This is a genomic window from Pseudomonas sp. FW300-N1A1, assembly GCF_058789115.1.
In genome coordinates this window covers 1-13082 of sequence record NZ_JBYTBK010000067.1, presented here as the reverse complement: position 1 = coordinate 13082, position 13082 = coordinate 1, and the positions used below count along the sequence as shown (strand labels likewise).

Sequence of the window (13082 nt, the reverse complement as noted above, 5' to 3'; positions counted from 1 at the left end):
TCAATGGCGCGGTGGTCGAAGGCCGCACCGCCACGAGCAACGCGCTGGTGTTCACCGTCAGCGTCGCCGCCAATGGTAATGTCACGCTCGACCAGCTGCGGGCCGTGGTGCATCCCGACGCCACCAACCCCGATGATGCGACGAGCCTGACCTCAGACAACCTGGTGACGCTGACGGCGACCAAGACCGACAAGGATGGCGACAGCGCCCAGGCGACCCTCAACATCGGCCAGAACCTGGTGTTCGAGGACGACGGCCCATCACTCGCGTTCGGCAACCTGATCGGGACCGGTAGTGTCCTTCCCCAATACGGGTTCTGGGACAGGTCGGCCGGAGCCGACGGGCTGGGGGCGGCCGGTCTGAATATCTCGTTGGTCAATGGCCAGTTCACCCTCGTCAGGCCAGACAACACCACCACGACCGGGACCGGCACGCTCACCGAGCTGGTGCCCTCACCGGACGCCAATGGCGCGTACCAGTTCGCCGGGAAGTTGACCGGTGATTTCGACAACAATGCCGCAACGGCGGATACCAGCGTCGACTACACGCTGACCGCCTTCGCCAATGGCAGCTATGCACTGGATCTGGTGCAAGGCTTCCGTTCGACGATCGTGCTCAGCAGTGCCGACGGCTCGCTCGCTGCCGGCGGTCCGGATCCCGTGCGCACCTTGTTGATTCCGGAGACGGACGATCCGGCTATTCCTTCGGCATCCGAGGAGGTTGTGTTCTTCTCCGCGAAGGCGCTTGCGTCGACTGCGGACATCCTGACCGGCATCGGACTCGGAGAACCCGACCCGACCGAAGCCACGCTACAGACCAACCCCCTGCCGTCGTACATCGACCCAGCGGCCATGAACGTCAGCACGGCCGGCATCGGCATCGCCAACAACCTGTTCCAGGGAGACAACCTGGCGGCAATCGGCGCCGCCGATGAAAGTTTCGTCATCAATCCAGAAAGCCTGCTGACGGGCATGAGGGTTTTCATCGACAACTCCGTGGGAGGTTACAACACGGCGACCGAGGACCTGTACTACAGGATCTTCTACGAGGATGGCACGTTCTCGAACCTCATCGAGGTAAACAGCCTGACTCCAGAGGACGGTGGACAGGTGTCCTTCCTCATTGAGAAGGAGGGCACGGCGCTGATCGATGCTGTTCAGCTCACGATGGCCAGGGGCGATATCAAGATCCCGGTGATCCAGTTCATTAAGGAGAGCGAGAGCCTGGCCAGCGATGTCAAGCTGGCGTTCAATGCGACGCTGACGGACAAGGATGGGGACTCGGCGACGAGTACGTTTGACGCCAACCTGTTCGCCAACGACTCGGCCGATGCGCTCTTCGACTTCAGGCTGGTTGGTACGGGCGGTGAGCGTGATGCCTTCAACATCGATTTGTCAGTCGATGAGAACCTGTACCAGGTCACTGGCTTTGATGTGGGCCCAGGGGTGCAAGACAAGCTGGTGCTCAACGGCGACCCGAACGCCACTGTCCAATCAATCGACAACAGCGGCGCAGACAGCATCGTGACGATTGCCGAGACTGGCGGACAACTAACGACCATCACCTTGGTCGGGGTCGATCTGCTGAACACCGACATTGTTCATGGCGGCGTCTGAGGCGTCGCGCGCGTGAAAGGATGCGAGGGTGGCGTAGGAACCACCCTCGCATTGCTTCTGCAGTCCTGATATGAGAGCCGCTTTGTTTCAATTGCTTGTCGTTTGGTCCTATGCGCAATCGTTGGCGTGGTGTTCGAGTGAAAGACCGCCAGGGTTGAATCATAGCGACCTGCTATCACCTCAGAGCCAGTGGATTCGCGTCATCCCGCTTCCCCTCCCAAGTAGTCTGAAACTCCCACCCCGCCTGGGAGTATCGGCCGATGTGCAACCTGTGGCGCTTATCCATAGTTGTGGCATGTACCAGAAATAGGTCCACGGTTCGGCCGCGGTCACGGGAATTGCTCGGGAGAACGTCATGTCTATTCGCAAAAACAACTCATCGCTAACGAGCGATGACAGTACGTCTACCTTCGTGAGCGCTCCGGCTCCCCTCTACACTCCGACCGTCACCACCACGGCCAGCACTCCGGTCGTCCTGTCGACCGGTGTGAACGTTACGCTGGACGAAACAGCCGGATTGCAGAATGGCACCGCCACGGCAAGCCCTGCGGGAGACGCTGACGACAATGACATTCTGGTGGCGTCCCTGCCCTCGATCTTCTCTACCCGGTTGACCGCGCTTGGGGCCGGTGCCGTAACGGCGGCCGCCTTGAGTGGCTATACGGGTGCTGCGGGCAACACGGGCGCCAATGCGTTCAGCATCAACGCTGCGCCCGGAGCAAACATTACCGATATCAGCTTCGTCGACAGCCTTGGCGCACCGCTCAATGGCGTGGACAGCGGACTGGATACCCTCGATGGCACCAATATCCTTCTCTATACGGACTCGAACAACAACATCGTTGTGGGTCGAGCCGGGGGGGCGGCCGGCGCGGTCGTGTTCGCTGCCTATATTGAAGAAACCGGATCGCCGGTCACGGGCGGCAAGATCTGGGTCGTGCAGTTCGAACCGCTCAAGCATCCGGACGCTAGCAACCCCGACGACGCTGTCGATCTGTCGGGTATTGTTTTCATCGGCACCAGTCAGGACCTGGTATTCAGTCTGGCCAACGCACCTTCCGGTCAGAACCTGTTCCTGATGTTCACGACGGCGAACCCGACCGTTGTCGACGACGGTGGTGTCTTGCGGATCACGGATCCCACCATCATTGCCACCGGCAAGAACCCCGCCGACCAGTCAAGTGGCGCCAATATAAACACTGGCGACACGATCAATACCAGCCAGGCGGGTGGGCCGACCACCTTCGGCACCAACAATCAGATGATTGTGGAACAAGAGGGCATCCGCTTTTCGTTCGTCACGGGCGCCAGGCAGGATGTGACCATTCCCAACCTTAGCCAGACCGAAGCCGATGTTGAATCCAACATCGACTTTACCAGCGTCTTAAATACCAAATCGGCCAATTTCGACGTCGTGCAGTTGCAAAGCGGCAAGAGTGCTGTCGTAAAAATCAGCGCATTCAGCACCGTTGCTGAACCTGGCGTGAATTTCATCAACGGCTATGCGAACGATACGGTGGTTGACATCACCAATGTTCGCGTCATCGACATCAGCACTGGGCAGGTGATCGAGAACTCAGACGGATCGGTGAATAGCTCGAGCATTGTCATCAGCTTTTCTGGCGGGGTTGCCACCATCACCGGCGTTTTGGCCGGCTACCAGATTGAATACACCACAACGGCGGATCACAACCGCGTGCTCATCGAGAACGGGGCGGCTATCGACGCCAGGGGCAATAACCACGCCGATTTTGATATCGGTGGCTTCACGCTGATCCAACCCTCTACTGCGACCGCCGAAATCGGCTCCAGGATCATCTTCGAAGACGATGGGCCGAGCATCAACACCACCGGCACGGAGCCAACGCTGACGGTGGACGAAACAGTTCTGGCGACCAACGACACCCAGAGCTTTGTCGCTAACTTCAATTCGGCGTTTGGCGCCGATGGGGCTGGCACCCTGACCTATGCGCTGGGTGTGGTGGCAGGGGCCTCCGGGCTGACCGACACGGCCACCGGTGAGGCGGTCAACCTGTCGCTTAACGGTGCGGTGGTGGAAGGCCGTACGGCCACCACCGACCTGCTGGTGTTCACCGTCAGTGTCGCCGCCAATGGTGAGGTCACGCTCGACCAGATCCGAGCAGTGGTGCATCCCGACACCACCAATCCCGATGATTCGAAGACGTTGACCTCGGACAACCTGGTGACACTGACGGCGACCACGACCGACGGGGACGGCGACAGTGTCCAGGCGACCCTCAACATCGGGCAGAACCTGGCGTTCGAGGACGACGGACCGAGTATCAGCACCACCGGCGTAGAGCCGACGCTGACGGTGGACGAAACAGTCCTGACCACCAACGATACCCAGAGCTTTGCCGCCAACTTCACCTCGGCGTTTGGCGCCGACGGGGCTGGCACCCTGACCTATGCGCTGGGTGTAGTGGCAGGGGCCTCCGGGCTGACCGACACGGCCACCGGTGAAGCAGTCAACCTGTCGCTCAACGGCGCAGTGGTGGAAGGCCGCACGGCCACGAGCAACGCGCTGGTGTTCACCGTCAGCGTGGCCGCCAATGGTGACGTCACGCTCGACCAGCTCCGGGCGGTGGTGCATCCCGATGCCACCAACCCCGATGATTCGAAGACGTTGACCTCGGACAACCTGGTGACACTGACGGCGACCACGATCGACAAGGACGGCGACAGTATCCAGGCGACCCTCAACATTGGGCAGAACCTGGTGTTCAAGGACGACGGACCGAACATCAACACCACCGGCGTGGAACCGACGCTGACGGTGGACGAAACAGTCCTGGCGACTAACGACACCCAGAGCTTTGCCGCCAACTTCACCTCGGCGTTTGGCGCTGACGGGGCCGGTACCCTGACCTATGCGCTGGGTGTGGTGGTGGGGGCCTCCGGGCTGACCGACACGGCCACCGGCCAGGCGGTGAACCTGTCGCTCAACGGCGCAGTGGTGGAAGGCCGCACGGCCACGAGCAACGCGCTGGTGTTCACCGTCAGCGTGGCCGCCAATGGTGACGTCACGCTCGACCAGCTTCGGGCCGTGGTGCATCCCGACGCCACCAACCCCGATGATTCGAAGACGTTGACCTCGGACAACCTGGTGACGCTGACAGCGACCAAGACCGACAAGGACGGCGACAGTGCCCACGCGACGCTCAACATCGGACAGAACCTGGTGTTCGAGGACGATGGCCCATCACTCGCGTTCGGCAACCTGATCGGGACCGGTAGCGTCCTTCCCCAATACGGGTTCTGGGACAGTTCGGCAGGAGCCGACGGGCTGGGGGCGGCCGGTCTGGATATCTCGTTGGTGAATGGCCAGTTCACCCTCGTCAGGCCCGACAACACGACCACGACCGGGACCGGCACGCTCAATGAGCTGGCGCCCTCACCGGACGCCAATGGTGCGTACCAATTCGCCGGGAAGTTGACCGGTGATTTCGACAACAACGCTGCAACGGCGGATACCACAGTCGACTACACGCTGACCGCCTTCGCCAATGGCAGCTATGCATTGGATCTGGTGCAAGGCTTCCGTTCGACGATCGTGCTCAGCAGTGCCGACGGCTCGCTCGCTGCCGGCGGCCCGGATCCCGTGCGCACCTTGTTGATTCCGGAGACGGACGACCCGGCGATTCCTTCGGCATCCGAGGAGGTGGTGTTCTTCTCCGCGAAGGCGCTGGCGTCGACTGCGGACATCCTCACCGGCATCGGGCTCGGAGAACCCGACCCCACCGAAACCGCGCTACAGACCAACCCCCTGCCGTCATACATCGACCCGGCGTCCATGAACGTCAGCACGGCCGGCATCGGTGTCGCCAATAACCTGTTCCAGGGAGACAACCTGGCGGCAATCGGCGCCGCCGATGAAAGCTTCGTCATCAATCCGGAGAGCCTGCTGACGGGCATGAAGATCTTCATCGACAACTCCGTGGCGGGTTACAACACGGCGACCGAGGACCTGTACTACCGGGTCTACTACGAGGACGGCACGTTCTCGAACCTCATCGAGGTGAACACCCTGACGCCGGAGGCCGGCGGCCAAGTGTCCTTCCTCATTGAGAAGGCGGGCACGGCGCTGATCGATGCTGTTCAGCTCACGATGGCCCGGGGCGAGATCAAGATCCCGGTGATCCAGTTCATTACGGAGAGCGAGAACCTGGCCAGCGATGTCAAGCTGGCGTTCAACGCAACGCTGACGGACAAGGATGGGGACTCGGCGACGAGTACGTTTGACGCCAACCTGTTCGCCAACGACTCGGCCGATGCGCTCTTCGACTTCAGGCTGGTTGGCACGGGCGGTGAGCGTGATGCCTTCAACATCGATTTGTCAGTCGATGAGAACCTGTATCAGGTCACCGGCTTCGATACGGGCCCAAGCGTGCAAGACACGCTGGTGCTCAACGGCGACCCGAGCGCCACTGTCCAGTCGATCGACAACACCGGCGCAGACAGCATCGTGACGATTGCCGAATCTGGTGGACAACTAACGACCATTACCTTGGTCGGGGTCGATCTACTGAATACAGACATTGTTCATGGCGGCGTCTGAGGCATCGCGCGGGTAAAAAGAGGCGAGGGTGGTGTAGGAACCACCCTCGCATTGTTTCTAGCCGTTCTATGAGTCGCCTCAGGTTTTGCGGACAACGCCACGCCTTGAATTGAGGTCATCACCCGTTTGAATCACCTGGCAACCTTTCGCCTGTCTAATACTCCGATTCAACGCCCATGGCCTGGCCGGAACTGCCGGGGCTCAACCAGCCATTCACACTTTCGACACTTTCGGCCGGTGGTTTTCCCGCCCAGCGATTGAGGGTGAACACGTTACTGAGGAATTCGTATTGCGTCTTGAGCAGGTCACGCCGAGCGCGGAATTCGTTGCGTACGGTGGCCAGTACATCGACGGCATTGACCATTCCGTAGCTCAGCGCTTTCTCTGCCGCCACCCTGGACAGCTGTGCCGAGGCCAGGGCCAGGCGATTCGCGCCGATTTTTTCGCCGTTCGAATTGGCGGTCAGGTAAGCACTGGTGATCTCCTTGACCACCCGACGGCGGATCGCTTCCAGTTCCTGTTCGGCGACAAGCTGATCCTGGTAGAGCCCACGGACCCGCGCCGAGGTCGAGCCGCCGCTGTACAGCGGCACCTGAACGCTGACTCCGGCGACATAATTGTCAGTGCGCGGCGTCAGGGAGTTGTTGTAGCCCTCGTTGGTCTCTTGTGCGCTCAGGTTCAGACTCAGGGTCGGATAGTGCCCGCCCTTGCCACCGCGCAACGCTGCCTCCGCGGCTTCGACGCCGCTCTCGTTGGCCTTGAGCGCCGGGTTCAACGCCATACCTTCGCGGACCCAGGTCTCCAGGCTCTGGGCCGAAACCCGTAGTTGCATGTCATCGCGAATCCGGTTGAGCTTCTCCTTGACCGGCCGGCCGACGATCTCCGCCAGTGCCTCGCGACTGATACTGGCCTGGTTGCGGGCATCCACCTCCTGCGCCGCGAGCAAGTCCACCCTGGCCTTGAGGTCGAGCTGATCAGTAATCAATGCCAGTTGCTTGTCGTACAACGCATTGACTCGGTCCAGGCTCTTTTGCGTGGTTCGACGCTCCGCCCTCACCAACTCCAGTTCATCCTCGGACGCCAACGCGGTGAAGTAACGCCGCGCCAATTCCACTGTGGCCTCGGCCTGGGATTCCAGCGCTTCCGATTCGGACTGCTTGGCCAGGCTTTTGAATTTTTGATAGTTCTCCCACGCGGCCTTGTTGTAGAGGAATTGACGCAGCACCAGGCTGTAGTTTTCGTTATCGTAACTCTGCTCTATCAGGTCGTTTTCCTGGTGAATCCGGTTCGTCCCGGCATTGAACGACAGTTGCGGCAACAGCGCCCCCATGGCCTCGCGCTGATGTTCCTGACCCGCCTGTGCTTGCGCAAAGGAGGCCAATATCTGTGGATCCTCCAGCCGCGCCTCGCGATACAACTGCATGAGGTCGGTGGAAAACGTCGAGGCACTGACCTCGGCCGGCTTTGCTGCAGTGGTTTGCGCCAGGGCGGCAGCCGTTGCCAGCATGAACGCACCGCCCAGTAGAACCGCCGACGCGCCCACGGTCATTCCTCGATCATCGATTGAGACATGGCATCGCGGGCCGGTTGCATCAAGTACTGCAAGAGCGTGCGTTGCCCGGTGATGATCAACACGTCCGCCGGCATCCCTGGCAACAACTTGCGATCACCCAAGGTGCGGGCGCCGTCCTCGGTTACCCGGACCCGCGCCAGGTAATAGGCATTCCCGGTCTTTTCATTGGTCAGTCGGTCAGCCGATACGCTGCTGACCTCGCCCTCGATCACCGGAGTGGTCGAGCTGTTGAACGCGCCGAAACGGATATCGGCACGCTTGCCGATGGCGATACGATCAATATCCACCGGCTCCACCTGGGCCTCTATGACCAGCTCGGAAACCGACGGAACGATGTCCAGCAGCGGTGTCGCCGGGCGCACGACACCACCAATGGTGTGCACGGTCATGCCAATCACCATCCCTGCTTCGGGGGCGCGGATGACGATACGATTGAGCCGGTCTTCCAGGGCCGAGGTTTTCTCTTGCAGGTCGTACATCCTGGTCTGAACCTCGGCCAGTTGCTTGACGACGTCGGCATTGAAGTCCTTGTCGATTTGCAGAATCTGCAGCTGCGTTTCGTTGATCTGCAGGCGAGTCCTGTTAATAGTGGAACGGTGATCAGCCACTTCCGACCTGAGCATCCCCAGCTTGCGTTCCTGCTCGAGCAGACGTTGTTTGTCAACGAACCCTTGCTTGAGCATATCGCCCAATTCATTGATTTCACCGCTGTAGGATTTCTCCAGGTAAACCTTGGTACCAATCATTGATTCCAGTCCCTTGATCTGTTGATTCAACTGGCCGACGCGCTCGCGCAGCACCGCTATCTGGCCCAGCCGCGAGCCCTGCCGAGCGTTGAACACCTGGGTTTCGCCATGGCGCGCTTCCACGCCTCGCAGACTGTCGGGATCGGCTATCTCCCCAAAGCTGATCGCCGACAGCGTGTCGCGTTCGGCTCTGAGCCTTGCCTCCATGGCTCTGGTCGCGACCAGCTGGCTTCGAGCCATCTCGTATTCGAAGCGTAGTTGGGCATCATCAAGAATGATCAGCGGATCATCACGCTTGACGATGTCACCGTCATGGACGAGCACGTCTTTGACGATCCCCCCTTCAATATGCTGGACCGTTTTGCGGTAAGCCTGCACGGTGACCACCCCCGGCGCGAATGCGGCACCGTCGAGGGGCGCGAGCGCCGCCCAGGTACCGAACAGGCCGAAAGTCACGCCGACAATGGCAATGCCCAGACGGCGAATTTTATGATCAGCTATTGGCAGGTCGGCGAAGCTTTCAATTTGACGACCGGGTATCGTAGGGTTCATCGGCATCACCCTTGCTGGTATCGACCGAAGCCATGCTGACGCCTGTTGGCGTGGCGTGCTTTTGTGCCTGTTTTTGCAGCGTGTTGAGCTCGGCCAGCACATGCTCGCGTGGCCCATAGAGACTGATAACCCCAGCGCTTATCACCATGATCCGGTCAAGCTGCGACACGATGTTGGTTCGGTGGGTAATGACAAACAGGGTCGCACCGGTCTGCTTGAGTTGCTGGATGGCGGCTGCCAGGGCGCGATCACCGACTTCGTCAAGATTGGAGTTGGGCTCGTCGAGAATAATCAGCCGCGGATTGCCATACAGGGCGCGGGCCAGCCCGATGCGCTGACGCTGCCCTCCCGACAGCATGACGCCCTCGCTGCCAATGACGGTGTCGTAGCCATCGGGCAACAGCAAAATCATTTCGTGAACGCCAGCGGTCCTGGCAGCCAGAATGACTTTCGCCGAATCGACCTCGGCGAAGCGGGCAATGTTCTCGCTGATACTGCCTTCGAACAATTCAATGTCCTGGGGCAAGTAACCGATATGCGGCCCAAGCTCATGTTTGTCCCAGGCGCTGATGTCCGCGCCATCCAGCCGAACCACCCCATGCTGCGGCACCCATACCCCCATCAGTGCTCTGGCCAGGGTCGACTTGCCCGCGGCACTGGGACCGATGATTCCCACCGCGCAACCGGCAGGTACGGTGAAGCTGATGTTTTTGATGATCGGGGTTTGCGAGCCAGGTGCCGCGACAATCAGATTCTCGACCTGCACGTGCCCCAGAGGCGCAGGCAAAGACATGCGCTCGGGTTGCGCCTGTTGTTTGTCGAGGATGTCTTTCAGGCGGCTGTACTGCGAGCGAGCCGCAATAAAGCCCTTCCAGCTGCCGATGATCAGATCGATGGGGGCCAGTGCACGCCCCAGCAGTACGGCCCCGGCAAACACCATGCCAGCCCCCACCTGATGGTCCACCGCCAGGTACGCCCCCAGCCCCAGCACCAGTGATTGCACGAGGATCCGGAACGTCCGGGAAAGCGTGCTGACAATGGCCCCTCTATCGCTCGCCAGGGACTGCAGCAACAGGACGTTTTTTTGCCGATGCCCCCAACGATCCATCAGGGTTTCAAGCATGCCCATGGACTCGATGACTTCGGCGTTGCGCAGGTTCTTCGTGGTGTAGAGCGTGGCGCCGATATGCTCCTTGTTGGCCTGGGCCAGTGGCGGCCCCGTCAGCTTCTCATTGACAACGGCGAGCACTAACAACAATAGGGCACTGCCCGTCGCTACCCAGCCAAACCAGGGATGAAACAGGAACATCACCGCGATATAGATCGGCAACCAGGGGGCGTCGAAAAAGGCGAACAAACCGTTACCGGAGAGAAACTGTCTCAAACCCGTCAAGTCGTTGAGCGACTGGGCCGAAGCATCCATGCCGCCACTGTCCAGGGCCCGTTTGAAACTGGCCTTGTAGACCTGGCGACTCAGCAACACATCCAGCCGGGTACTGACCCGAACCATGATGCGTGAACGAACCCATTCCAGGGAGCCGAGCGTGATCACCAGCCCGGTCATGATCAGCGTCAGCATGGCCAGGGTCGTCAGACTTCCGCTGGCCATCACTCGCCCATACACCTGAAGCATATAGAAGGTAGGAACGAGCATTAGCGCGTTGATGAAAAAGCTGAAAAAGCCCACAGAAATAAAGCTGTCTCTACAGGCTTTCAAAGCACTTTTCAGACTGTTTTCAGGTGTGTTTCGCATGGAAACTCCAGCTCGAAAAGCCAACCTTTGTGGAGCTTAGATCATGCGGAACGACTCCGCAGGATTCCCGGGCCAGCGGCGTTCGTCGTTCGCCTTCTTTCGCGTATGACAATCCGGTCATTGGCACCGACAAGCGGTACTTCGTTGATCATCAAAGTGCTTGTCCGGCTGAAGCTGCCTCCCTCCCAAGTAGTCTGAAACTCCCACCCCGGCTGGGAGTATCGGTCGATGTGCAACCTGTGGCGCTTATCCATAGTTGTGGCACGTACCAGAAATAGGTCCACGGTCAGGCCTTGATGACTGATATTGCTCGGGAGAATGTCATGACTACTCGCAAAAAAAGCTCATCGCTAACGAGCGATTCAGCCCCTCTATCCACGCCAACCGTCACCACCGATCAGAGCGACTACGCACCTGGCAGCACCGCCACCTTCACGGCCAGCGGCTTCGCCGCGGGCAGCACAGTGGCGTTTGAAGTGGAGCACGCCACCGGTGCTGGCGCGGATAACGTGTGGGGCACGCCCGATGATGTGCTCAATACCAACACCGGTGAGGGACACGAGCCCTGGTACGTGACCGACGGCGGCGCTGGTGATCTCGACGGAAAAGTCAACGGCAGCATCACGACCTCGTGGTACGTGAATCCTGATGACTCGGTAGGCGCGACGTTTCTGCTCACTGCGGCCTCTGCGGGCGCCGATGGTGTGTCCGGCACCGCTGACGACGCTGTGGCGACAACGTCATTTACGGACAGCGTTCTGAACGTCCTGGCGACCGGCGTGAACGTTACGCTGGACGAAACAACCGGGTTGCAGAACGGCGCAGCCGCTGATGATGACAACGACATTCTGGTGGCATCCCTGCCCTCGGCCTTCTCTGCCCGTTTGACCGCACTTGGGGCAGGTGCCGTAGCGGAAGCTGCCTTGAGTGGCTATACGGGTGCCGCGGGCAACACGGGCAGTAATGCGTTCAGCATTACCGCTGCGCCCGGAGGAGGCATTACCGATATCAGCTTCGTCGGCAGCACTGGCGCACCGCTCAATGGCTTGGACAGCGGACTGGATACCCTTGATGGCACCGCTATCCTTCTCTATACGGATACGAACAACAATATCGTTCTGGGCCGAGCCGGGGGCTCTACCGGCGCGATCGTGTTCGCAGCCTATATTGAAGAGACCGGATCGCCGGTCACGGGCGGCAAGATCTGGACCGTGCAGTACGAGCCGCTCAAGCATCCGGACACTAGCAACCCCGACGATGCGGTCAATCTGCTGAACAAGGTTTTCATCGGAGCCACTCAGGACCTGGAATTCAGTCTGGCCGGTGCTCCCTCCGGTCAGAACCTCTTCTTGATGTTCACGAAATTGAACCCGACAACTGAAATTGTCGATGGTGTCACGCGGATCACGGATCCCACCATCATCGCCACCGGCAAGAACCCCGCAGACCAGTCAAGTGGCGCCAATATAACGACTGGCGACACGATCAATACTAGCCAGGCCGGTGGCCCGACCACCTTCGGCACCAACAACCAGATGATTGTGGAACAAGAAGGTATCCGCTTTTCGTTCGTCACGGGCGCCAGGCAGAATGTGACCATTCCCAACCTGGATCAGAACGAAGCAGATCTTGAGTCCAACGTCGACTTTACCGGCGTCTTCAATGTGAAGATGGCCACTTTCGACGTCGTGCAGTTGCAAAGCGGCAAGAGTGCTGTCGTAAGAATCAGCGCATTCAGCACCGCTGCTGAACCTGGTGTGAATTTCATCAACGGATATGCGGGCGATACGTCGGTTGCAATCACCAATGTTCGCGTCATCAATATCAGCACCGGGCTGGTGATCGAGAATTCAGACGGGACGGTGAATAGCTCGAGCATTGTCATCAGCTTTTCTGGCGGGGTTGCAACCATCACCGGCGTTTTGGCCGGCTACAAGATTGAATACACCACAACGTTGGATCACAACCGCGTGCTCGTCGAGAACGGGGCGGCCCTCGACGCCAAGGGCAATAACCACGCCGATTTTGATATCGGTGGCTTCAAGCTGATCCAAGCCTTTGTTGCGACCGCCGAAATCGGCTCCAAGATCATCTTCGAAGACGACGGACCGAGCGCGGACGTGATCGATGGCGGCGGCGTGGTGACGATCGACGAGACGGCCGACAACCAGGATAACGACAGCGACGCGGCGGCGGTTCTGGCGCTGTTCGACACGGAAGTGTTGAACAAGGGCACGGACTTGAGCCCGACGGAGTTCGCGAT

6 protein-coding genes are annotated in these 13082 nt (G+C 59.8%); 3 read left to right on the top strand and 3 right to left on the bottom strand.

Features of this window, described 5'->3' with window-relative positions; genetic code table 11:
* On the top strand, positions 1–1616 hold a 1616-nt coding region (locus tag AC3WQN_RS24915; RefSeq protein ID WP_492606966.1), incomplete at its 5' end, for a DUF5801 repeats-in-toxin domain-containing protein.
* 355 nt (positions 1617–1971) lie between these two features.
* Complete coding sequence (locus AC3WQN_RS24910; RefSeq protein ID WP_103402219.1) at positions 1972–6195, top strand: DUF5801 repeats-in-toxin domain-containing protein; 4224 nt, start codon at positions 1972–1974, stop codon at positions 6193–6195.
* Between the two features lie 154 nt (positions 6196–6349).
* On the opposite strand, the gene AC3WQN_RS24905 is transcribed toward AC3WQN_RS24910, so the two are convergent.
* Genes AC3WQN_RS24905 through AC3WQN_RS24895 form a run of 3 tightly spaced genes read right to left on the bottom strand, consistent with a single transcriptional unit; the run spans position 6350 to position 10819 of the window.
* A complete protein-coding gene (locus AC3WQN_RS24905) occupies positions 6350–7738 on the bottom strand; it encodes a TolC family outer membrane protein (RefSeq protein ID WP_178081962.1) in 1389 nt (462 codons plus the stop codon).
* Between the two features lie 2 nt (positions 7739–7740).
* Complete coding sequence (locus AC3WQN_RS24900; protein WP_178081961.1) at positions 7741–9066, bottom strand: HlyD family type I secretion periplasmic adaptor subunit; 1326 nt, start codon at positions 9064–9066, stop codon at positions 7741–7743.
* Complete coding sequence (locus AC3WQN_RS24895; RefSeq protein WP_103402220.1) at positions 9035–10819, bottom strand: type I secretion system permease/ATPase; 1785 nt, start codon at positions 10817–10819, stop codon at positions 9035–9037. The genes AC3WQN_RS24900 and AC3WQN_RS24895 overlap by 32 nt, the downstream gene beginning before the upstream one ends.
* Positions 10820–11142: 323 nt before the next feature.
* On the opposite strand from AC3WQN_RS24895, the gene AC3WQN_RS24890 reads away from it, so the two are divergent.
* The coding region (locus AC3WQN_RS24890; protein WP_492606965.1) for a DUF5801 repeats-in-toxin domain-containing protein at positions 11143–13082 on the top strand (1940 nt) is incomplete at its 3' end.

Coding starts and splice junctions, on each gene's coding strand:
- AC3WQN_RS24895 (WP_103402220.1), bottom strand. CDS start 10,819: ATGCGAAACACACCTGAAAACAGTCTGAAAAGTGCTTTGAAAGCCTGT.
- AC3WQN_RS24900 (WP_178081961.1), bottom strand. CDS start 9,066: ATGAACCCTACGATACCCGGTCGTCAAATTGAAAGCTTCGCCGACCTG.
- AC3WQN_RS24910 (WP_103402219.1), top strand. CDS start 1,972: ATGTCTATTCGCAAAAACAACTCATCGCTAACGAGCGATGACAGTACG.